The 20,317-nt window shown below is 74.0% G+C and carries 22 protein-coding genes; 14 read left to right on the forward strand and 8 right to left on the reverse strand.

Features of this window, described 5'->3' with window-relative positions; translation table 11 throughout:
- Positions 1-55: 55 nt before the first annotated feature.
- The gene (locus ACIQPQ_RS35250) at positions 56-712 is read left to right on the forward strand and encodes a DUF4232 domain-containing protein (RefSeq protein WP_401312424.1); all 657 of its coding nucleotides are present in this window, start codon (positions 56-58) and stop codon (positions 710-712) included.
- A gap of 143 nt (positions 713-855) precedes the next feature.
- Complete coding sequence (locus ACIQPQ_RS35255; RefSeq protein ID WP_401312426.1) at positions 856-2,109, forward strand: SLC13 family permease; 1,254 nt, start codon at positions 856-858, stop codon at positions 2,107-2,109.
- A 55-nt stretch (positions 2,110-2,164) separates the two neighbouring features.
- Here ACIQPQ_RS35255 and ACIQPQ_RS35260 read toward each other — a convergent pair whose 3' ends face one another.
- The 3 genes from ACIQPQ_RS35260 to ACIQPQ_RS35270 all read right to left on the reverse strand — a co-directional run bounded on the left by ACIQPQ_RS35260 (position 2,165) and on the right by ACIQPQ_RS35270 (position 6,335).
- A complete protein-coding gene (locus ACIQPQ_RS35260; protein ID WP_401312428.1) occupies positions 2,165-4,324 on the reverse strand; it encodes an RICIN domain-containing protein in 2,160 nt (719 codons plus the stop codon).
- 435 nt (positions 4,325-4,759) lie between these two features.
- Positions 4,760-5,728, reverse strand: coding sequence for an aldo/keto reductase (locus tag ACIQPQ_RS35265; protein WP_401312431.1), 969 nt, complete (start codon positions 5,726-5,728; stop codon positions 4,760-4,762).
- Positions 5,729-5,828: 100 nt separating this feature from the next.
- Positions 5,829-6,335 (reverse strand): flavoprotein, encoded by a 507-nt coding sequence (locus ACIQPQ_RS35270; protein ID WP_401312434.1) that lies wholly within the window; start codon positions 6,333-6,335, stop codon positions 5,829-5,831.
- A 229-nt stretch (positions 6,336-6,564) separates the two neighbouring features.
- On the opposite strand from ACIQPQ_RS35270, the gene ACIQPQ_RS35275 reads away from it, so the two are divergent.
- Positions 6,565-7,794, forward strand: coding sequence for a serine hydrolase domain-containing protein (locus ACIQPQ_RS35275; RefSeq protein WP_401312436.1), 1,230 nt, complete (start codon positions 6,565-6,567; stop codon positions 7,792-7,794).
- 170 nt (positions 7,795-7,964) lie between these two features.
- Complete coding sequence (locus tag ACIQPQ_RS35280; protein ID WP_401312439.1) at positions 7,965-8,588, forward strand: LysE family transporter; 624 nt, start codon at positions 7,965-7,967, stop codon at positions 8,586-8,588.
- Between the two features lie 9 nt (positions 8,589-8,597).
- On the opposite strand, the gene ACIQPQ_RS35285 is transcribed toward ACIQPQ_RS35280, so the two are convergent.
- The gene (locus ACIQPQ_RS35285) at positions 8,598-9,032 is read right to left on the reverse strand and encodes a nuclear transport factor 2 family protein (RefSeq protein ID WP_401312442.1); all 435 of its coding nucleotides are present in this window, start codon (positions 9,030-9,032) and stop codon (positions 8,598-8,600) included.
- 247 nt (positions 9,033-9,279) lie between these two features.
- Between ACIQPQ_RS35285 and ACIQPQ_RS35290 the strand changes: the two genes are divergently transcribed.
- Both ACIQPQ_RS35290 and ACIQPQ_RS35295 read left to right on the forward strand, forming a co-directional pair.
- Positions 9,280-9,729 (forward strand): nitroreductase family deazaflavin-dependent oxidoreductase, encoded by a 450-nt coding sequence (locus tag ACIQPQ_RS35290; RefSeq protein WP_401312445.1) that lies wholly within the window; start codon positions 9,280-9,282, stop codon positions 9,727-9,729.
- A 398-nt stretch (positions 9,730-10,127) separates the two neighbouring features.
- Positions 10,128-10,424 (forward strand): DUF4235 domain-containing protein, encoded by a 297-nt coding sequence (locus ACIQPQ_RS35295; protein WP_383778760.1) that lies wholly within the window; start codon positions 10,128-10,130, stop codon positions 10,422-10,424.
- 85 nt (positions 10,425-10,509) lie between these two features.
- Here ACIQPQ_RS35295 and ACIQPQ_RS35300 read toward each other — a convergent pair whose 3' ends face one another.
- Positions 10,510-10,902: a VOC family protein gene (locus tag ACIQPQ_RS35300; protein WP_401312448.1), complete on the reverse strand. Its 393-nt coding sequence runs from the start codon at positions 10,900-10,902 to the stop codon at positions 10,510-10,512.
- A 227-nt stretch (positions 10,903-11,129) separates the two neighbouring features.
- On the opposite strand from ACIQPQ_RS35300, the gene ACIQPQ_RS35305 reads away from it, so the two are divergent.
- On the forward strand, positions 11,130-11,492 hold the full coding sequence (locus ACIQPQ_RS35305) for a DUF1304 domain-containing protein (protein WP_383778756.1): 363 nt from the start codon (positions 11,130-11,132) through the stop codon (positions 11,490-11,492).
- Complete coding sequence (locus tag ACIQPQ_RS35310; RefSeq protein WP_401312451.1) at positions 11,489-12,052, forward strand: TetR/AcrR family transcriptional regulator; 564 nt, start codon at positions 11,489-11,491, stop codon at positions 12,050-12,052. The genes ACIQPQ_RS35305 and ACIQPQ_RS35310 overlap by 4 nt, the downstream gene beginning before the upstream one ends.
- A 455-nt stretch (positions 12,053-12,507) precedes the next feature.
- Here ACIQPQ_RS35310 and ACIQPQ_RS35315 read toward each other — a convergent pair whose 3' ends face one another.
- Positions 12,508-13,530 (reverse strand): GlxA family transcriptional regulator, encoded by a 1,023-nt coding sequence (locus ACIQPQ_RS35315; protein WP_401312454.1) that lies wholly within the window; start codon positions 13,528-13,530, stop codon positions 12,508-12,510.
- A 72-nt stretch (positions 13,531-13,602) separates the two neighbouring features.
- On the opposite strand from ACIQPQ_RS35315, the gene ACIQPQ_RS35320 reads away from it, so the two are divergent.
- Together ACIQPQ_RS35320 and ACIQPQ_RS35325 are read left to right on the forward strand one after the other, a co-directional pair.
- Positions 13,603-14,553 (forward strand): NADP-dependent oxidoreductase, encoded by a 951-nt coding sequence (locus ACIQPQ_RS35320; protein ID WP_401312456.1) that lies wholly within the window; start codon positions 13,603-13,605, stop codon positions 14,551-14,553.
- 251 nt (positions 14,554-14,804) lie between these two features.
- Positions 14,805-15,185 carry an anti-sigma factor antagonist gene (locus tag ACIQPQ_RS35325; RefSeq protein WP_383778750.1) on the forward strand — a complete coding sequence of 127 codons (381 nt, stop codon included), beginning with the start codon at positions 14,805-14,807 and terminating at the stop codon, positions 15,183-15,185.
- 98 nt (positions 15,186-15,283) lie between these two features.
- Here ACIQPQ_RS35325 and ACIQPQ_RS35330 read toward each other — a convergent pair whose 3' ends face one another.
- Positions 15,284-16,246: a ribose-phosphate diphosphokinase gene (locus tag ACIQPQ_RS35330; RefSeq protein ID WP_401312459.1), complete on the reverse strand. Its 963-nt coding sequence runs from the start codon at positions 16,244-16,246 to the stop codon at positions 15,284-15,286.
- Between the two features lie 277 nt (positions 16,247-16,523).
- Here ACIQPQ_RS35330 and ACIQPQ_RS35335 point away from each other — a divergent pair, with 277 nt between their 5' ends.
- Positions 16,524-17,186 carry a DUF4230 domain-containing protein gene (locus tag ACIQPQ_RS35335; RefSeq protein WP_401312462.1) on the forward strand — a complete coding sequence of 221 codons (663 nt, stop codon included), beginning with the start codon at positions 16,524-16,526 and terminating at the stop codon, positions 17,184-17,186.
- Positions 17,187-17,315: 129 nt separating this feature from the next.
- Entirely contained in the window at positions 17,316-18,008 is a 693-nt protein-coding gene (locus tag ACIQPQ_RS35340; protein ID WP_401312465.1) for a VanZ family protein, read from the forward strand.
- Between the two features lie 43 nt (positions 18,009-18,051).
- Here ACIQPQ_RS35340 and ACIQPQ_RS35345 read toward each other — a convergent pair whose 3' ends face one another.
- A complete protein-coding gene (locus ACIQPQ_RS35345; RefSeq protein ID WP_383778742.1) occupies positions 18,052-18,294 on the reverse strand; it encodes a hypothetical protein in 243 nt (80 codons plus the stop codon).
- A 172-nt stretch (positions 18,295-18,466) separates the two neighbouring features.
- Here ACIQPQ_RS35345 and ACIQPQ_RS35350 point away from each other — a divergent pair, with 172 nt between their 5' ends.
- Both ACIQPQ_RS35350 and ACIQPQ_RS35355 read left to right on the forward strand, forming a co-directional pair.
- Entirely contained in the window at positions 18,467-19,510 is a 1,044-nt protein-coding gene (locus ACIQPQ_RS35350) for a PHP domain-containing protein (RefSeq protein ID WP_401312468.1), read from the forward strand.
- 54 nt (positions 19,511-19,564) lie between these two features.
- Entirely contained in the window at positions 19,565-20,221 is a 657-nt protein-coding gene (locus ACIQPQ_RS35355) for an HAD family hydrolase (RefSeq protein ID WP_401312471.1), read from the forward strand.
- The last annotated feature ends 96 nt before the right edge of the window (positions 20,222-20,317 follow it).

Raw genomic sequence — 20,317 nt, forward strand, 5'->3', positions numbered from 1 at the left:
TCGGTGCATGTGCCACGTAACTGACGTGGCGCGCGGGTGTGTGGAGGGTGGAGACATGACACGTACGTCCCGTCCGGCCGTGGTGACGGCGGGTGTCCTCGCGGCGTTCGGCCTGCTGGGCGCCTGCGGCGGCAGCGACGGTGGGGGCGGTGGCTCCGCGTCCTCGTCGGCCGCGCCGCCCCCGACGAGCGCGTCGGCGCCCACCTCCCCGGCGCCCACGGCCACGCTCACGCCCCCGGCCCCCGCCTCCGAGGCGACGGGCACCCCGACGGCCACCACCGCGCCCGCCGCCGACGCCCGCTGCCACACCTCCGAACTGCGGGCCTCGGTGGGCCGCGCGGAACCGGGGGCCGGGCAGGTCAACTTCCCGCTGGTGCTGACCAACACGGGTGACCGGACCTGCACGGTGCGCGGCTATCCCGGCGCCGCCTTCACCGACGCCGCCGGGAAGCAGCTCGGGCCGGACCCCGTGCGGACGCCCGGTTCGGCGCAGGCCGTGTCGCTGGCCCCGGGGCGCAGTGCCTGGTCGGGGCTGACGTACTCGAATCCGCAGGTCAGCGGGGCCGAGACGGCGACTCCGCGCACGCTGGTGGTGACTCCGCCCAACGAGCGGGACGCGCTGAAGGTGCCGTGGACGGGCGGCGAGGTGCCGGTGTCCGGGAACGCCTCCTCGGTCCGGCTCACCGTGCTGGCGCCCGGCACCGGCCCCTGATCCACCCGGCCGCCGCCCCCGGCCGTCCCCTGACGACCCGGTACGCCGGTCCCCGTCACGGCATCCCCTCCCGCACCTGGTTCGATGGGCGGGCATCATCACCCTCGCCCTGGAGCACCGCCCTGAACGCCCCGCTCGCCACCGTGCTGTCCGTCGTCCTCCTCGCCGCCTCCCTCGGGTGGGCCGTGCTGCGCCCCGCCGGGCGGTCGGAGGCGCTGGTCGCCGTCCCGGCCGCCCTGCTGGCGGTCGCGCTCGGGCTGGTGTCGCCGCAGCACGCGCTCTCCGAGGCGGAGCGGCTCGGCCCGGTGGTCGGCTTCCTCGCGGCCGTGCTGGTCCTGGCGCATCTCTGCGCCGTGGACGGCCTGTTCACCTGGTGCGGGGCGTGGATGGCGCATCACGCGGCCGGACGGCCCCGACGGCTGCTGACCTCGGTGTTCGTGCTGGCCTCGGTGGTCACGGCGGTGCTGAGCCTGGACGCCACCGTGGTGCTGCTGACCCCGGTCGTGCTCGCCACCGCGACCCGGATGGGCGTACGGGCCCGGCCGCACCTCTACGCCTGCGCCCACCTGTCGAACACGGCGTCGCTGCTCCTGCCGGTCTCCAACCTGACCAATCTGCTGGCGTTCACGGCGAGCGGACTGACGTTCACCCGGTTCGCCGCGCTGATGGCGCTGCCGTGGCTGGTGGCGATCGCCGCCGAGTACGTCGTCCTGCGCCGCTTCTTCGCCGCCGACCTGCCCGCCGGGGACCTCCAGGCCGCTGCGGCGCCGGAGGCGGAGGAGGCGCCCGAGGTCCGGCTGCCGTTGTTCGCGCTGGTGACGGTGGGCTGCACGCTCGCCGGGTTCGTGGTGGCGTCGGCGGTCGGCGTCGAACCGGCCTGGGCGGCGTTCGCCGGGGCGCTGGTGATGGCGGTCCGGGCACTGGCACGCCGCCGGGTCACGCCCCTGACGGTGGTCCGGGAGGCGGCCCCCGGGTTCCTGGCGTTCGTGCTGGCGCTCGGGATCGTGGTGCGGGCGGTCGTCGACCACGGGCTCGCCGACGCCCTGCGCCACGTGCTGCCCGACGGGACGGGGCTGCTCGCCCTGCTGGGCCTCGCCGCACTGGCCGCCGTCCTCGCCAACCTGATCAACAACCTGCCCGCGGTGCTGGTACTGGTGCCGCTCACCGCCCCGGCCGGGGCGGGGGCGGTGCTCGCCGTGCTGATCGGGGTGAACATCGGGCCGAACCTGACCTACGCCGGTTCCCTCGCGACGCTGCTGTGGCGCCGGGTGGTGCAGGCGCACCAGGAGCGGGTCTCCGTCGGCGAGTTCACCCGCGTCGGCCTGCTCGCCGTACCGGCGGCACTGGTGCCGACCGTGCTGGCACTGTGGGCGTCACTGCGGGTGATCGGCGTCTGAACCGGCCCGGCCGCGCGGGCAAGCCGTCAGCGCGGACCCGGCCGACGCACGCGGGTCAGCGTCCCCCGCCGCCTCCCCCGCCCCCGCCACCGCCACCGCCACCGCCCCCGCCGCGGGAGCCGCCGTCGGAACCGGACCCGTAACCGTCGTCGTAGCCACCGCCGTAGCCGTAGCCGTCGTCGTAGTCGTCGTCCGGGTACCAGCCGCCGTCCTGGCCGCCGGACACGCACTCGCCCCGGGCGTCCTCACGGCAGATCGGGGGGTACGTCACAGCGGGCGGCGGTGGGGTGACGGGCGCCGGGGCGGGCGGACGGGGCGCGGCGGACGGGGTCGGGGTGGTACGGCCGGGTGCCGGGGTCCGGGAGGCGGAGGGCGCCGGGACGGGGGCGCGGGGGGCGGCGCCGTCGAGGTCCCAGTTGACGCTCTGCATCTTGGGGTCGGGCTGCGAGGTGTCGATCACCCAGCGCTGGGCGCCGCTGTCGGTGCGGTTCTTCAGGACGAGGGCGCCCGATCCGTCGGTGGCGGCGGGGGCCAGGGCGAGGTTCTGGTCGGAGCGCGGCACCAGGGTGCCCTGGAGGGTGAAGTCGTAGCGGACGCTCTTGGCGCCGCGGTCTCCGGCGCCCGTGCAGGTGGCGAGCCGCACCGAGTAGCCGAGGCCGGAGTCGAGGCAGAGGCCGGGGTCGGCGCCGTTGCGGAGCAGCCCGTCGGGCTCGTACGACCACTGCTGGGCGGGCGTTCCGGAGCACTTGGTCACCTCGGTCTCGGCGCCCTTGGCGGCCTGCTTGCCGATGATGCCGATGCAGAGCCCGGAGGAGACGTTGTGGAGGCTGCCCCGGAGGGTGCCCTGGGGCTCGTCGCCGATGCCCACCCAGGCGGGGTCGGAGGGGGCCTTGCCGGGGGTGACCGGGGAGTCGTCGGCGCTCGCCGCGTCCCGGTCGCTGCCGGACAGGGTGGACCAGAGCACGAGCGGCAGGACGACCAGGCCGCTCACGGTGAGCACGGCGAGGGCGAGGTTGCGACGGCGGGCCCGGCGGTTCGCCTTCTGCGCGCTACGGCTGGACGCCGGGCGGCGGCCCGCGCCGGACCCGGCGGACGCGACCGGCACGAGATCGGTGCCCGGACGGCGGGCCCGGCCTGAGCGGCGGTGCGGACCGTCCGGCTGCGGGACGCCCGGCGCGTCGGAGGCAACCGGGGGTGCGGGGACCACGGCGGGCAGGCCGGACGCGGCGGGCGCGCCGGGTATCGCGGGCGCGCCGGACGCGTGGTCGGTGCCGGACGCGTGGTCGGTGCCGGGTGTGCCGCCCACCGGCATCTCGACGGTGAACGCCTCGCCCACGGCGGCCAGTCGCTCGGCGGGCGGCGGCGCGAGGACCCGCTCGTCGCGGGTCGGCTCGGTACGGGCCCGCAGATAGGCCTCGGCGGCCCAGCCGAGGACGCTCTCCGCGAGCGCGGTGCCGATCCCGGTCTCGAACCGGCGCAGTTGCTCCGCGGTGTGCAGGCAGTGCCGGCAGCCCTCCAGGTGGGCGCGGAGGTCGGGGTCGAGGTCGGTGCCGCCGCGGCGGCAGGTGACGTCGAGGAGCCGGTGGTAGCGCTGGCATTCCTCGTCGACGGCCTGCTCGCGGTGGACCTGGAGGCACTCCTCGCGCAGCCGCTCGCGGGCGCGGCGCAGTTCGACGGCGGCGCCGTCCTCCTCCAGCCCGAGCAGTCCGGCGGGCACCGCGAGGGGCTCGGCCTCGATCTCGGTGTGCCAGAGCAGACAGCGCGCGGACTGCGGCAGCCGGTGGAAGGCGCGGGACAGCAGGCGCCGGTTGGCGGGGGGCAGCAGGCGGGCGGCAAGGCGCTCGCTGTCGCCCTCGGCGGCGCGCAGGTCGGGGTGGAGCAGGTCGCGGCGGCCGTCGGAGTCCCACTCGGCGGCGATCCGCCGCACGGTGAGCAGGAGGTGGGGGCGCCAGGCGGCGCTGGGGCCGTTCTGCCGCAGGGTCTCCCCGAAGAGGCGGGTGAAGGCGGCCGTGGTGAGCATGCCCGCCGCCCGCTCCCCGTCCGCGCACAGCCGCGCGTAGGCGAAGGCGGCCTCCCAGTGCCGGTCGAGGAGTTCACCGACGGGATGCAGCGCGGGCGACGCTCCCGTCCAGTTCTTCAGTTCGGCGCTGAGTTGCACGTCCGTCACGTCGAAGCGGCGCGCCGATGGGGAATTCGACAGGCCTGCGTCCTTCACGGCTGCATTCCTCCCGGGGAATCACGGCAACGAAAGTACGTACCAGGCGCCGCGGTTCGGTGCGTCTGACGCTCGACACGTACACCCGTCGTCAGGGAGACGGGATTTGTGGAACAGGGTTCGGCACCGTGGACGTCCACCGGAAACAGCACTGCTGGAACGGGGGGTGTGTTGTTCGGGAGACGTCTCGTGCGCACGGATCGGGAAATCTTACTGTCCGTGTGCCGACACGTGACACCCTTGCACAGGCGAAGCAGGCAGAACAAGAGATTCCGCCTGTCCTCCTTGCCCCTTCAGGCACGCTTTTTTGACGCGAAGTCAAAAGCACGCGAAGAGGTTGAACAGCGGGTGTATTCCGGTTCTTTTCCGCGGTGCCCGAGCGTCGTACGGGACTTGTTGTCCGGGACTTGTTGTCCGGGACTTGTCGTACGGGCCTTAGTGACCGGCCACCGCGTGCGGGACGTACGGCTGTTGCAGCGCGGTCCGTTCCTCGTCGGTGAGCGTCAGGTCGACCGCGGCCAGGGCGTCCCGCAGGTGTCCGGAGGTGGCGGCGCCGACGATCGGGGCGGTCACGGTGTCCTGCCGGAGCAGCCAGGCGAGTGCCACCTGGGCGCGCGGGACGCCGCGGGCGTCGGCGACGCGGCCGACGGCCTCCACGACGGCCCGGTCGCCGTCCGGGTAGAGACGGCTGCCGAAGGCGTCCTGCGTGCTGCGTCCGGTGTCGGTGCCCCAGTCGCGGGTGAGGCGGCCGCGGGCCAGCGGGCTCCAGGGGAGCACGCCGACGCCCTGGTCGGCGCAGAGCGGGAGCATCTCGCGCTCCTCCTCGCGGTAGAGGAGGTTGTAGTGGTTCTGCATGGAGACGAAGCGGGTCCAGCCGTGCCGTTCGGCGGTGTGCTGCATCTTCGCGAACTGCCACGCGTACATCGAACTCGCCCCGATGTAGCGGGCCTTGCCCGCCTTCACGACGTCGTGCAGCGCCTCCATCGTCTCCTCGACCGGGGTGTGCGGGTCGAAGCGGTGGATCTGGTAGAGGTCGACGTGGTCGGTGCCGAGGCGGCTCAGGCTGTGGTCGATCTCGGTGAGGATCGCCTTGCGGGACAGGCCCGCGCCGTTGGGGCCGGGGCGCATCCGGCCGTGCACCTTGGTGGCGAGGACGATCTCGTCGCGGCGGGCGAAGTCGCGCAGCGCCCTGCCGACGATCTCCTCGCTGGTGCCGTCGGAGTAGACGTTCGCCGTGTCGAAGAAGGTGACCCCGGCCTCCACGGCCTCCCGGATGATCGGGCGCGACGCGTCCTCGCCGAGCGTCCAGGCGTGCGCGCCGCGGTCGGGGAGGCCGTAGGTCATACAGCCCAGACAGATCCGGGAGACGTCCAGACCGGTGGAACCGAGCTTCACGTACTGCATGGCTGCTGCTCCTGACGTGGGTTGCCGGGGGGGGCTGAAGTGCCCGGACGACGGGTGGGGCGGGCCGCTTCGGCAGCGTATCGGCCGGTCCGGCCGCCGCTCACTCCACCAGGTCGAGTGCCCGCTCCCAGCCGAAGTCCCCGCCCTCGTGGGGGTGGCCGAACCGGACGCCCGCCTCGCGCAGACGGATCAGGCTGTGCTGGTAGGCCGGGTGGGCGGCCAGGGCGTCGGAGACGCGGGGCAGCACCCCGATGGGCACCCCGAGCCCGAGCGCCTCGCACAGAGTGGCCACGGCGAGGGTGTCGGCTATGCCGGCCGCCCACTTGTTGACGGTGTTGAAGGTCGCCGGGGCGACCACGACCGCGTCGGGCGCCGGGAAGGGCCGCGGGTCGCCGGGGCGGCGCCAGGCCGAGCGGACGGGGCGTCCGGTGCGTGCCTCGACGGCGTCGACGTCGAAGAACCCGTTCAGGGCGGAGGGGGTGGCGAAGACGCCGACGTGCCACCCCCGGTCCTGGGCGGCGGTGATCAGACGGTCGACGTCCGCGGCGATGCCCGCGGCGCAGACGACGACGTAGAGGAAGGGCGGCTGTTCGTCCTGTGCGGTCACGTCGGCACCCTACTGAACAGGTGTTCGCCTGGATCGGAGGGGCGGTGCTGGGCCGTGTGCAGCAACGCGACGGGCGCGGGACGGGGAGCCCCGGAAGGCTGGGGCCCGCGGCGGCGTCCCCCCGCCGCACCCGTTCACCTCTGCCGTCCGCGCCGTCCCCACCCCTCCCCCACCGCATCCGGTTGTCTCCGCTTCGACCGGTTCGCCCCTCGCGTCTCCAGGAGCATCCATGTCCCGCAGTTCCGTCCCCTCCCACAGTTCCGTCCCCTCCCGCCGTGCCGGGCACCGGCCTCGCGCGCGCGCCCTGACCGTCCTCTCCCTCTGCCTCGGCGCGCTCGCTCCTGCGGTCGCGTCGGCCGACGCGGGAACCGCCTCCGGCGGCGGTGCAGGCCACCCCGGCGACCGGGCGCTGGAGCGCCGGATCGCGGAGTTCGTCCGCAGCCCCGGCGGTCCGCCCGGGATCATCGCGGTGCTGCGCGAGGGGAGGGAGAGCCGGGTGGTGCGCGCGGGCGTCGCCGACGTGGCCACCGGCAGGCCGCCGACGCCCGATGACCACATGCGGATCGCGAGTACCGCGAAGGCATTCAGCGGCGCGGTGGCGCTGACCCTCGTCGACCACGGCGCCCTCCGGCTGGACGACACCCTCCGCAAGATCCTGCCCCGACTCCCCTCCGCCTGGGACAAAGTGACGCTCCGTCAACTCCTGAACCACACCAGTGGTCTGCCGGACTACACGGAGTCCCAGGAGTTCCTCGACATCCTCACCGCCGACCCCCGGCACCGCTTCGACTCCCGGCGGCTCCTGGACTACGTCGCCGACGAGCCGCTGCGCTTCCGGCCCGGCAGCCGGTACCAGTACTCCAACTCGGACAACATCGCCGTGGCCCTGATGGCGGAGGCCGTCACCGGCACGCCGTACGAGCAGCTGCTGCGTGAACTCGTGTACCGGCCGCTCAAGTTGAGGAACACGACCCTGCCGCAGGGCTACCGGATGCCGGAGCCCTATCTGCACGGCTACGACGTCGACCCGGCCGACCCGGCCGCGCCGCCGGAGGACATCAGCGAGGTCCTCAGCGCGTCCGGGGTGTGGGCGTCGGGCGGGATCGTGTCCACGCCCGCCGACATGACGCGCTTCGTCCGCGGCTACGCGGGCGGCGCCCTCTACGGCGCGAACGTGGTGCGGGAGCAGCGCCGGTGGGTCGAGGGCGCCTCGGAACCGGCCGGGCCGGGCCGCAACACGGCCGGTCTGGGGATCTTCCGCTACGCGACGCGCTGCGGGGTCGTGCTCGGCCACACGGGCAACTTCCCCGGCTACACGCAGCTCATCGCGGCCACCCCGGACGGCAGCCGCTCGCTGACCTTCTCGGTGACCACGCAGATCAACAAGACGCTGGCGCCCGAGCGGCTGGCGCGGCTGCGGGCGATCCAGGAGGACTTCGTCTGCGCGCTGCTGAAGTAGCCGACGCGGCCTGGGCGGGCGGCGGATATTCCGTTGCCCGGTGGTCGCTCGCGCCCGCAGGATGCGGGCATGTCCTCGCGCAGCCTCCCGCATCCGCCCGCCGCCGCCGACCGCTGTCCGCGGCGGCGACAGCGGGCCGGCCGTTCCGGGAGGCCTGGCACCGCGCTCCGGTGACCGGCGCGTTCGTCGCCGGTCTGGTCGCGGGGTACGGCATCGCCGTCCCCGTCGGCGCGATCGGGACGTATCTCGTGTCGCTGTCCGCCCGCGTGCCGTGGCGTACGGGGGTGTGCGCCGCGCTGGGCGTGGCCGCCGCCGACGGGCTGTACGCCCTGGTGGCCACGGTCGGCGGTACGGCGGTGGCGGCGGCGCTGCGGCCCGTGCTGGGGCCGCTGCGCTGGATCTCGGCGTCGGTACTGCTGGCGCTGGCGGTGTGGAACGCGGCGGGGGCCGTCCGCCGGTACCGGGCCGGACGGCTCGCCACGCGTTCGGCGCCTGACCCGCCGGGCCCGGCCCACGCCTTCCTGAGCCTGTTCGGCCTCACCCTCCTCAACCCGGCCACGGTGGTGTATTTCGCCGCCCTGGTTCTGGGCGGCGGCGCCGGGTCCGCCGTGGAGCCCCTGGAACGGGGCGTGTTCGTGCTGGCGGCGCTGGTCGCGTCCGCGAGCTGGCAGGTGCTGCTCGCCGGGGGCGGGTCCCTGCTCGGGCGGGCGCTGACCGGTCACCGGGGGCGGCTGGTGACGGCGCTGGTGTCGAGCGGCGTGATGACCGTGCTGGCGGTGCGGACGGTGGCGTAGGGCGGCCGGTCAGTCCGCGAAGGCGCGGGCGACGGCCAGGCTGTCCTCGTAGACGTGGTGCCGTACGACGAGGCCGTCCTCGACGGTGAGGTGCAGGGCGAACCGGGCCCGGTAGGGGCGGCCGGTGGGCGCGGCGGTCTGCCGGATCTCGCCGAGGACCACGGCGTCGGCGCCGTCGACGAGGACGCGTTCGATCCGGGTGCCGGCGCCGGTCGGCAGGTGGTGGGCGGCGAGCGCGCGGTAGTGGTCGGCGACGTCGGCGCGGGTGGCCCGGTGCCGTATCCAGGGGGTGGCGGGGCGCCCGTGCTCGTCGTCCGGCCAGCTCAGCCGCCAGTCGGTCCGCTCGGCGTAGCGGGCGGCGATCCGCTCGGGGTCGCCCTCGGCGATGCGGCGCAGCAGGTCGTCGACGACGGACCGGGTGGTCGGAGCGGCGGCGTGCGTCATGGTGGGCCCTCTCGTCGGGCGCACCGCGCCCCTGGTACGGCGCGGTACGGCGCGGTGCGGTGCGGTGCGACGAGTCTGGCGCGGGCGGGTGGCCGACGCGATGACCCGCGAGGTAATGCGCGGTGCGGATGATTCGCGGGGGTACGGGTGTTGACTGGAACGGCACGCTGCGGATCGTCGCGCGAGCCCGCACGACGACACACGACGCACGACACACGACGAAGCGACAAGAAGGGGAATCGACACCATGCCTCTTGAGGGCGAGTACGAGCCGAGCCCGACCCAGTGGGTGCGCGAGCAGGTGGAGCTGTACGAGAGCTCCGGCGGTACCAAGGGGACCACGCTCCAGGACACCGGGATGCCGGTCGTCCTGCTGACCACCCGCGGCGCGAAGAGCGGGAAGCTCCGCAAGACGCCGCTGATGCGGGTGGAGCACGACGGGCAGTACGCGGTGGTCGCCTCGCTCGGCGGGGCCCCCAAGCACCCGGTCTGGTACTTCAACGTGAAGACCGACCCGCGGGTGGAGCTGCGGGACGGCACGCGGACGTGGGACCTGACGGCGCGTGAGGTCACCGGCGAGGAGAAGGCCCGCTGGTGGGAGCGGGCGGTCGCCGCGTTCCCGCAGTACGCCGAGTACCAGAAGAAGACCGACCGCGAGATCCCGGTCTTCGTGCTGGAGCCGTCCGAGGGTCACTGAGCCGGGGCGCGCCGCTCCCCCGTGACGGCGCGCGGCGGTGATCGCGCGGGACATCCCGTAGAAAAATCTGCTCGCCGCAGGCATGGACGGCTCCGTGCCGGGCAACGGACAGTCAGGCCCCGCCGCGCTCCCCCGTCGCGGCGGGGCTCTCTGGCGCCCCGCGCCGTGTCCGCACCGTCCTGTCCGCCCCGCGACGCGCGGCGGGCTCCGCCGAATGCCGCATCCGACCGCGCGCGGGCCGTGCCGTTCGCGCGAAATGGGGAACGCGTGCACCGAGGTACGGACCGCGCGGACCCGGTACGGGCCCGGCCCGGTCCGGCAGCGTCCCGGCGGCTCCCGCCGGCACCGTAAGGAACTGAAGAACCTGCCCGAACGGGCACAGAACATCGGAGGCACCCGTGGGCAAGAAGCAGAAACTCCCCCTCGTCTACCAACCCGTCGGGTTCGTCTTCGGCTGGGCGGGCGGCACGCTCGCGGCGATGGCGTTCCGCAAGGTCTGGAAGGTGGTCCGGCACGAGGACGACGCGCCCGACGCCCTCGACCGGGACCGCGGCTGGGGCGAGGTGATCCTCGCCGCGGCCGTCCAGGGCGCGATCTTCGCGGCGGTGCGCAGCGCCGCGGACCGTACGGGCGCGAAGGCCATCGAACGGTCCACCGGCGTCTGGCCCGTGAAGGACAAGGGCGGCCGGGACTGAGACTCGGCCGGGACGGACGGCACGGACAGGGGTGAGGCCCCCGGGGACGGTTCCCGGGGGCCTCACCCCTGTGTCGCGTGGCCCGTCAGCCCTGCTTGGGGGCGGTGGACGTGGTCCGGCGCAGGGTGAAGGAGTGTCCGGACGGGTCGGCGTAGCCGCGTTCCTCCAGCGGGCCGGAGGTCACCCGTGCCTCCAGCGGGCGTCCGCCGAGGCCGACGATGACGCGTTCCGCCTCGTCCAGGTCGTCGACGAGGAAGTCGAGGTGGGCCTGGAGCGAGTTCTCCGGCCGGGGCCAGCTCGGCGGAGTCGCGTTCGCGTCCCGGCGGAAGGCCAGCCGGGTGCCGTCGGCGCCCCGGATCTCGATCAGGTTGGCGGTCGTGGCGGTCTCCTCGGCGTCCAGGAGCCCCTTGTAGAACTCGGCGAGCGTCTCGGGCTCGGCGCAGTCGAGCACCACGACGCCCGCTTTCACCAGTGCCATGTCGTGTCGTCCCCTCCCGGATCGGTCCGGCGGGCGGTCCCGCACCGCCCCCGGGACCCTGCGGATACCCCGTTCGCCCGGGAACGACCGTCCGCGCGCACCCCTTTACTTCATGGACACCTGTCCAGTTATAGTGGACACCCGTCCAAGAAATATGGACGGGTGTCCAAGACAACGCCGCGTGTGCGCGCCGACCGGCCGCCTGCGGGAGCCCATGGGAGAACGAGATGGATACGGTCGCGACCGTCCTGGTGGCGCTGATCGCCGCACTGCACGTGTACATCCTGGTGCTGGAGATGTTCCTCTGGCAGCGGAAGCCGGGGCGTTCGCTGCACGGCCTGGACCCGGCGATGGCCGAGGCCACCGCCCCGCTCGCCGCCAACCAGGGCCTCTACAACGGGTTTCTGGCGGCCGGCCTGGTCTGGGGACTGATCGCCGCGGACCCGACGGGGTACCGTGCCCAGGTGTTCTTCCTGTCCTGCGTGGTCGTGGCGGGCCTCTACGGCGCCGCCACGGCGAACCGGCGCATCCTGTTCGCCCAGGCCCTGCCCGGCGCGGTGGCGCTCGCCGCCGTCCTCGTGGCGCAGTGATCCGCGGCGGCCCCGAGGACCCGCGGGCGGCCCGCACCCGTGCCCGACTGCGCACCGCGCTGCTGGAGGAGTGCGCTCAGCGCCCCCTGGAGGAGATCGGCGTTGCCGCGCTGGCCCGCCGGGCGGGCGTCGGCCGGGCCACCTTCTACGTCCACTACGAGGATCTGGAGGCCCTCGCCGTCGACGCCTGCGCGGACGTCGTGCGCGAGGCCGTCGAGGCGCTGCACTCCTGGCAGGGCCGCCCCGATCCCCGGCGGGCGCCCGCCGCCCTCGCGGGCTTCTTCGCCTCGCTCACCCCACACCTACGGCTCTACCGCAGCCTGATGACACCGGGCGGCGGCGGTCCGCTCGGCCTGGTGCTCCACCGGGACCTGCGGGAGTACAGCCGACGTGAGCGGGAGCGGGCGGGTGCGGCGGACGCGGCGCTGGTGGCGTCCGCCGTCGCCGCGACCTTCGCGGGCGTCCTCGCCGACTGGCTCCACGGCCTCCTCGACGCGACCCCGGAGGAGATCGCCGACCAGGTCTGGCAACTCCTGGTCGCGCTGCACGCCAGCCGGTAGCCACCCGACGGGGTGGGCCCCCGGACGCGCCGTCGGCACCCGCCCTGTGCGCGGTTCCCCGCGCCCCCAAGCGACACGCACCGCCCGCCGCCCGGGACCCGGCATGAACGGACAGCCGAGCAACACGCGCCCCGGCCCCCAACGCGCTGTCGGCACACACCCCGTGCGCGGTTCCCCGCGCCCCCAAGCGGCACGCACCGCCCGCCGCCCAGCACCCGGCGTGGCCGGGCAGCCGAGCGACACGCGCCCCCAAGGGGCGCGGGGAACCGCGCACGCCGGTCGCAGCCGACGGTCACAGCCGGGCCGGGCGTCGGCACACCCCCTCAGGGGCGCGAGGAACCGCGCGCAGCGGTCGCGGCCGACGGTCACAGCCCGGCCGGGAGTCGGCACACCCCTCCAGGGGCGCGAGGAACCGCGCACAGCACCTGCGCCTACCCGCACAACCCAACAGCCCCCTACCTGACCGCCTGGAACGTCTTCCGATAGGCCTGCGGGGAGACGCCGATCGCCGCATGCAGATGCTGCCGCAGAGACGCCCCCGTCGCGAACCCCACCCGCCCCGCGATCTGATCCACCGTGAGATCACTCGCCTCCAGCAGATGCCGCGCATGCGCCACCCGCTGCTGGATCAACCAGCGCCCGGGGCTCAGCCCGACCTCGTCGTGGAACCGCCGGGCGAACGTCCGCAGGCTCATCCGGGCGTGCGCGGCGAGGTCGGTGAGAGTGAGCGGCTCCCCCAGCCGCTCCAGCGCCCACGACCGGGTGGCCGCCGTACTCGCGGGCCCCGCCTCCGGCACCGGCTGCTCGATGAACTGCGCCTGCCCGCCGTCCCGGAACGGGGGGACGACACAGCGCCGGGCGACCGTGTTGGCGAGGTCGCTGCCGTGGTCCGTGCGGATGAGGTGCAGGCAGGCGTCCACCCCGGACGCGGCGCCGGCCGAGGTCAGCATCCGGCCGTCCTCGACGAACAGGACGTCGGGGTCGAGGTCGACATGGGGGAAGCGGCGGCGGAAGGCGTCGGCGACCTGCCAGTGGGTGGTGGCCCGGCGGCCGTCGAGGAGACCGGCGGCGGCGAGCACGAAGGCGCCGGTGCAGATGGAGACGATGCGCGCGTCCGGGGGGATCCGGGCGAGCGCGGCGGCGACGGCGTCCGGCAGGTCGGGGGGCACGCGCGCGGGCGCGACAGGTGCGACGACCACCGTGTCCGCCGCCTCCAGCGCTTCGGCGCCGTGCTCGACGCCGACGGTGAAGTCCGCGTTGGTGCGCACCGGTCGCCCGTCGACCGTGCAGGTCACCACCGAGTACCGGCCGTCGGCGGCGCCGAGGATGCGGCTCGGCATGCCCAGCTCGAAGGGGTAGACGCCGTCGAGGGCGAGGACGACGACCCGCTCGGGCTCCCCCGCCCTCCCCGCGCCACCGGCACCCCCGGCCTCGCCGCACCGGTCCACGAGTCCGTTGTTCCGCTCCGTCACACGCATGGCACGATTCTATCGGAGACTGGCATTCATGCCAGTTACGGGTGGGGAGCCGCCCTGGCAGGCTCGGGTCCCATGAGCACTGAGCGCACGATGCGGGTCATTCGACAGGACGTCCTCGGCGGTCCCGAGGTACTGAAGCTCCAGGAGGTGGAGCGGCCGAAGCCGCGCCCCAACGAGGTACTGGTCCGGGTGCGGGCGGCCGCCCTCAACCCGACCGACTGGAAGCACCGGGCCACCGGCGGCTTCCTCGGCAAGCCCCCGTTCGTGCTGGGCTGGGACGTGTCCGGCACCGTCGAGGAGGTCGGCATCGGGGTCGCCGCCTTCGCGCCCGGCGACGACGTCTTCGGCATGCTGCCGTACCCGCACGGCCACGGCTCGCACGCCGAGTACGTCATCGCGCCGGTCCGCGCCCTCTGGCACAAGCCGGCCTCGATCGACCACGTCCAGGCGGCGGCCCTGCCCCTGGTCTCGCTGACCGCCCTCCAGGCCCTGGACGAGGTCGCCGGACTGGAGGCCGGGCAGCGGGTGCTCATCCACGCGGCGGCGGGCGGCGTCGGGCACGTCGCCGTGCAGCTCGCCAAGGAGCGCGGCGCCCACGTCATCGGCACCGCGAGCGCGGCCAAGCACGGCTTCCTGCGCGAGCTGGGCGCCGACGAGGTGATCGACTACCGGGAGACCGACTACACCCAGGCGGTGAAGGACGTCGACGTCGTGCTGGACACCCTCGGCGGCAGCACCTCGACGGGCTCGCTGACGGTGCTGCGGCCGGGCGGCGTGGTGGTCTCGATCCTGCCCGTCGGCTCGCGGACGTTCTACGACGAGGCCGAACGGCTCGGGGTGCGGGCGGTACGGATGCTGGTGGACACCGACCGGGCGGGACTGCGCCGGATCTCCGAGCTGGTCGAGGCGGGCAGCCTGCGCGCCACGATCGCGGGCACCTTCCCGCTCGCCGACGCCGCCGAGGCGCACGCCCTGGGCGACACCGGCCGGACCACGGGGAAGCTGGTCCTCACGGTCGACTGAGACGTACCCGGCGGTGCGCGACGGAGTGGGTGGGAACGGTGGACCGTTCCCACCCTTTCGTTATACGGTCCGATTTGTTCACCGGCCGATAAAATTCGACCGAGACACGACATGATTTCGAAGACATATGTCAATCACACATGCTGAAATTCACTCCATCGGGGGTAGCTTGCTCAAGCGGGGAACTGCTGTGCGCTCCCCCGCCGTTGAACGCTCCCGACCGGTGGAGCTGTGTGGGAGGCGATGTCGTCGTGCAGCAGGAAGCCGCCGCGGACACCCCGCATCTGCGGGTCCTGGAGGACCGCGGGTACACGGTGCTCCAGTTCCGGGGTGAGATCGACATCGTCGCCGCCACCGAGATCGGGCCGCATCTGGACGACGCCACGACGGGCCCCGCACCCCGAGTAGTCCTCGACCTGAGCCGGATCGACTTCCTCGACTGCTCCGGGCTGCGCCTGCTCTACCGCGCCCGCGGCCGGGTGCTGGACCACGACGGCGATCTGCGCCTCGTCTGCGCCCACCCGCTGACCCTGCGCGTCCTGCGCGCCACCGGACTGCACCGGCTGCTGCCGCCCGCCCCGACCCTGGAGGCGGCCCTGCGGCGGCCCGAGGCGGCGTCCGGCTCGTTATGACCGCGGCCAGGAGCATGCCCCTCACCAGGGCCATGACCAGCCGCTTTCCCCCTCCCCTCCCCCGTTCCTGCGCCCCACGCCACCCCGCCCCACCCCGGTCAGACCTCGCGCGCAGCGTCGAACAGCGCGCTCACCGACTCCCCGTTGTGGATGCGCCGTACGGCCTCCGCGAGGGCGGGCGCGATCGACAGGACGCGCAGCTTCTCCGCGTACGGGGCGCACTCCTCCGCGGGCAGCGGCACCGTGTTCGTGCACACGATCTCCAGCACGTCCGGCTGCTCGCCGAGCCGTTTGAGGGCTCCCGCCGCGAACAGCCCGTGCGTACAGGCCAGTCGTATCGACCGCGGCTTCGACTCCCGCAGCTTGTCGAGGAGTTCGAGCACCGTGCTGCCCTTGGCGATCTCGTCGTCGAGGACGATCACGTCCCGGTCGGCGACCTCCCCGATCACCGTGCTGATGGTGACCCGGTCGTCGGCGTACCGCTGCTTGGCGCCCGCCGCCACCTGCGCGCCGATCAGCCGGGCGAAGGCGGCGGCCTCCTTGGCGTTGCCCAGGTCCGGTGAGACGACGGTGGTGCGGCTGAGGTCGTAGCGGCGGAAGTGGGCGGCCAGCTCGCGCAGCGCGTGCAGATGGTCCACGGGCACCGAGAAGAACCCGTGGACCTGCGGCGAGTGCAGTGTCATCGCGAGGACCCGGTGCACCCCGGCCGCCGCGATCAGGTCCGCGACGAGCCGCCCGCCCAGCGAGATGCGCGGCGCGTCCTTCTTGTCGGAGCGGGCGTACGAGTAGTGCGGCATGACGACGGTGATGCGTCCGGCGGACGCGCCGCGCGCGGCGTCGCACATCAGCAGCAGCTCGACCAGGTGCTCCTGGACCGGCCGGACCAGCGGCTGGACCAGGAAGACGTCCCGTTCGCGGCAGTTGGCCTGGAGCTGGACCTCCAGGCAGTCGTTGGCGAACCGGCTCACGCGGGTGGGGCTGAGCGGCACCCCCAGGTGGGCACAGACCTCGGCGGCCAGCTCGGGGTGGGCACTGCCGCTGAACACGGAGATGTCGCGCACGGGGCTCCTCGGGTGACCTCGGTCCGGCGGGCCCCTCCATGCTGTCCGATCCCACCCGTCCCGTCACCCGCACAGGTCACCGGACGGCCGGGAGAGGCGGGTACCGGGGACGGCCGCCCCCGCCGGACACGGCCCGCGGCCCCGTGGAGCCCGTACCGCCGTCCGGGTGAGGAGGGGTCGGCCGCAGGCCGTGGCGACGTCTGTCACAGGTTCTCAACAAGCCCGTCTGCCAAGAAGTTTGGCGGGAAGCCGCTCAGCAGGAAGGAGGGCCGTCGACATGACGACTGCCATCAAGCGCCTCCCGGGGCGCCTGCCAGGATGGGCCAAGGTGCTCATCGCCGTCGTGGCCGTGCTCGCCGTGCTGTTCGCGGGCATCCGGTTCAGCCTGCTGCCGGGCCTCAAGGACGTGTTCGGCACCGAGACCCGCGACCGGTCGGGCCCCGCCCTGCTGGAGTCCATCCAGGACATGAGCCGCTACGAGGCCGCCTCCGGGAACTTCCAGGTCGTCGTGGACCTGGAGAAGGACGCCAAGTACCTCCCGGACGCGCTCCGCGGCAGCCGCACCCTGTACGTGGGCGCGGGCAGCGTGGACGCGTACGTCGACCTGGGCAAGGTCACCGACAAGGACGTCACCGTGAACGAGGACCGCACCAGCGCGACCCTCAAGCTGCCGCACGCCGCGCTCGGCAAGCCCGCCCTCGACCCCGACCGGTCCTACGCCGTCTCCAAGCAGCGCGGGCTGTTCGACCGGCTCGGCGACCTGTTCTCCGACAACCCCAACGGTGAGCAGGCCGTGCAGAAGCTCGCGGTCCGGCACATCGGGGACGCGGCGAAGGAGAGCGAGCTGACCAAGCGCGCCGAGACCAACACGACCGGCATGCTCAAGGGCCTGCTGCGCTCCCTCGGCTTCGAGGAGGTCCAGGTCACCTACGGCACCTGAACCGGGTGCGGGGAGGGCCGCGAGCGTCGCCGGGCCGTCCCGGCGACGTCGCCGGGGAAGCCCGGCATTGTCCGGAGGTTCGGGGGTAACCGCCCCCTCACGCAGGCAACTTGAACCCTGGAGGACCAGATGGGCCGTGCAGCCCTCAGTACGCGTGCGGCCGCGCTGCGGGCACGTACGCCGTTCCGTGACCGCCCGGCCGCGGCGGAGCCGGCGCCGAAGGCCGCGCGCCCGGCCGCGCCGGCGCGGGAGAGCAGGCGGGAGCGGAAGGCCGCCGAGCGGCGGGCCAAGGCCGAGGCCAGGGAACGGGACCGGGACCGGGACCGGCGCTCCGGGAAGGACGAGCGCCGCCCGCTGCCCCTCCCGCTGCGGCTGCTCGCGATGCTGATCGCGTTCGGGTTCATGGTGGCCTTCGCGGTCGTGCTCGCCCGGCTGACGCTGGAGCCGTCCCCCGCCTCCGAGTCCCTCATCCACACCAACCTGCACCCCGGCCGGTCGCTGGAGGCCTACCTCAACCAGCCCGAACTGCGCGACGCGGTCAAGCAGATCGGCGGGAACATCCTGCTCGGCGTGCCGTTCGGGGTGCTGGTGCCGGTGGTGGCGCCCCGGACGCGCGGGGTGCTGCGGGTGGCGCTGCTGACCGCGACGGTGATGCTGCTCGTGGAGGTCGCGCAGGGCGCCCTGGTGACCGGGCGCGCCTTCGACATCGACGACGTCATCCTCAACACCTCGGGCGCGCTGATCGGTTACCTGCTGCTGGGCCGCCGGATGAGCCGCGCGGTGCACGCCAGGAAGCGCCGGCCGGCCCGTCAGACCGCCTGACCCGCGTCCCCGCTCCGACGACCGCCGACCCTGTCGGCGGCCGTCAGTGTGTGCGCGGCCTCCAGTGGTAGCGGTCGCCGCCCACCCAGCGCACGGCGTCCGGGTCGTCGAGGTCGTGGATCGTGATGCCGAAGGCGGCGGCGGTCTCCAGCACGTCGGTGGCGGCCCGTGCCGTACCGACGACCTCGCCGTCGATCTCCACGATGCGGAACGGCGACGCGCCGGGTTGCACCCCGAGCACCGTGACCCGGGGGTGGGGCAGGTAGGGGCTCGCGATTTCGGTCATGGAATAGAGAGTAAATCGGAACAGAACAAAATGATTCATTGGATTCCCTGACGAACAGGCGTGGACCGGCCCGCACGTCACCGCACCACCACCGCACACCACCGCACGCCCCCGTGCCGCCTCGTCGTGCGGAGCGGGCGCCGGTGGGGAACCCTGGGTCCAGGAGGTGGCGATGGAGCCCGTCGAGGCGCTGGACCGGATCGCCTTCCTGCTGGAGCGCTCGCTCGCGCCGACGTACCGGGTGCGGGCGTTCCGCACGGCGGCCGGGGTGCTCGGGCGGCTGCCCGCCGGTGAGGTGCGGCGGCGGGCGGACGCGGGAAGCCTGGAGTCCCTGAAGGGCGTCGGCCCGAAGACGGCGCAGGTGGTGCGGGAGGCGCTGGACGGGCGGGTCCCGGAGTACCTGCGGCGGCTGGAGGAGGAGTCCGGCGGCCCGCTGACCGAGGGCGGCGCGGAGCTGCGGGCGCTGCTGCGCGGCGACTGCCACCTGCACTCGGACTGGTCGGACGGCGGCAGCCCGATCGAGGAGATGGGCCGTACGGCGATCGCGCTCGGCCACGCCTGGGCGGCGCTCACCGACCACTCTCCGCGTCTGACGGTCGCCCGGGGGCTCACGCCGGAGCGGCTGCGGCGCCAACTCGACGTCGTCGCGCGGCTGAACGAGACCTGGGCGCCGTTCAGGCTGCTCACCGGGATCGAGTGCGACATCCTCGACGACGGCACCCTCGACCAGGAACCGGAACTGCTGGAGCGGCTCGACGTCGTCGTGGTGTCCGTGCACTCCAAGCTGCGGATGGACGCGCGGGAGATGACCCGCCGCATGGTGAACGCCGTCCGCGATCCGCACGCCGACATCCTGGGGCACTGCACCGGACGCCTGGTGACCGGGCGGAGCAGGCCCGAGTCGCGGTTCGACGCGGACGAGGTCTTCGCGGCCTGCGCCGAGTCCGGGACGGCCGTGGAGATCAACAGCCGGCCGGAACGGCTGGACCCGCCCCGGCGGCTGCTGCGGCGCGCGGTGGAGGCGGGAACGCTGTTCTCCGTCGACACGGACGCGCACGCGCCGGGCCAGCTGGACTGGCAGATCCTCGGCTGCGCCCGCGCGCAGGAGTGCGGAGTGCCCCCGGAGCGGGTGGTGAACACCTGGCCGCTGCCGGACCTGCTGGCCTGGACGCGGGAGGGGCGGGTGCCCGCCCCTGACCGGGGTACCCGGAGCTGATCACTGGACGACGCGCCCGGAGACCCGGCGCGTCCCCGAAGAAGGGAATCCCGGATGGACCGCGCCGCCGTCTTCGACGTCGACGGAACACTGGTCGACACCAACCACCTGCACGTGGTGACCTGGTGGGAGGCGCTGCGGCAGGCCGGTCACCGTGTTCCCACGCACGCCCTGCACCGGGCGATCGGACTCGGCTCGACCGACCTCCTCGCCCATGTGCTGGGCGAGGACCGCGACCGGGACCAGGACGCCGGGATCAGCGCGGCCCACAAGGCGCTCTACGGCCAGTACTTCGACCGGCTGCCCGCCCTGCGGGACGCCTCGGCGCTGCTGAAGCGGCTGCACGGCGACGGTTGGACGGTCGTCCTCGCCACCTCCGCCGGGGGCGCGGAACTGGGCGCGCTGCGCGCCGCCCTCGACGCCGACGAGGCGATCACCGCGACGGCGAGCGCGGACGACGTGTCGGAGGGCAAGCCCGCCCCCGAGCCCGTCGAGCACGCCCTGGAGCTGGCCGGGGTACCGGCCTCGCGCGCCGTGTTCGTCGGCGACACCGTGTGGGACATGGAGGCGGGCCGCCGCGCCGGGGTGCGCCGCGTGGCCGTGCTCTGCGGCGGCATCGCCCGCGCCGACCTGGAGGAGGCGGGCGCGGAGGCGGTCTACGCCGACCCGGCCGACCTGCTGGCGCACCTGGCGGACAGCCCGCTGGCGTGACCGGGGCTCCGTCCGTCCCCCGCGATGCCCGGTCCTGAGCGGCCCGGACCCGGCGCAACCGTCCCGGTGACCCACGTCACGGCAGGTGGGCGGAGA

It is taken from the genome of Streptomyces sp. NPDC091281, from assembly GCF_044757425.1.
Lineage (GTDB): Bacteria > Actinomycetota > Actinomycetes > Streptomycetales > Streptomycetaceae > Streptomyces.

Coding starts and splice junctions, on each gene's coding strand:
- ACIQPQ_RS35250 (WP_401312424.1), top strand. CDS start 56: ATGACACGTACGTCCCGTCCGGCCGTGGTGACGGCGGGTGTCCTCGCG.
- ACIQPQ_RS35265 (WP_401312431.1), bottom strand. CDS start 5,728: ATGCAGTACGTGAAGCTCGGTTCCACCGGTCTGGACGTCTCCCGGATC.
- ACIQPQ_RS35275 (WP_401312436.1), top strand. CDS start 6,565: ATGTCCCGCAGTTCCGTCCCCTCCCACAGTTCCGTCCCCTCCCGCCGT.
- ACIQPQ_RS35285 (WP_401312442.1), bottom strand. CDS start 9,032: ATGACGCACGCCGCCGCTCCGACCACCCGGTCCGTCGTCGACGACCTG.
- ACIQPQ_RS35290 (WP_401312445.1), top strand. CDS start 9,280: ATGCCTCTTGAGGGCGAGTACGAGCCGAGCCCGACCCAGTGGGTGCGC.
- ACIQPQ_RS35300 (WP_401312448.1), bottom strand. CDS start 10,902: ATGGCACTGGTGAAAGCGGGCGTCGTGGTGCTCGACTGCGCCGAGCCC.
- ACIQPQ_RS35305 (WP_383778756.1), top strand. CDS start 11,130: ATGGATACGGTCGCGACCGTCCTGGTGGCGCTGATCGCCGCACTGCAC.
- ACIQPQ_RS35315 (WP_401312454.1), bottom strand. CDS start 13,530: ATGCGTGTGACGGAGCGGAACAACGGACTCGTGGACCGGTGCGGCGAG.
- ACIQPQ_RS35320 (WP_401312456.1), top strand. CDS start 13,603: ATGAGCACTGAGCGCACGATGCGGGTCATTCGACAGGACGTCCTCGGC.
- ACIQPQ_RS35335 (WP_401312462.1), top strand. CDS start 16,524: ATGACGACTGCCATCAAGCGCCTCCCGGGGCGCCTGCCAGGATGGGCC.
- ACIQPQ_RS35340 (WP_401312465.1), top strand. CDS start 17,316: ATGGGCCGTGCAGCCCTCAGTACGCGTGCGGCCGCGCTGCGGGCACGT.
- ACIQPQ_RS35345 (WP_383778742.1), bottom strand. CDS start 18,294: ATGACCGAAATCGCGAGCCCCTACCTGCCCCACCCCCGGGTCACGGTG.
- ACIQPQ_RS35350 (WP_401312468.1), top strand. CDS start 18,467: ATGGAGCCCGTCGAGGCGCTGGACCGGATCGCCTTCCTGCTGGAGCGC.
- ACIQPQ_RS35355 (WP_401312471.1), top strand. CDS start 19,565: ATGGACCGCGCCGCCGTCTTCGACGTCGACGGAACACTGGTCGACACC.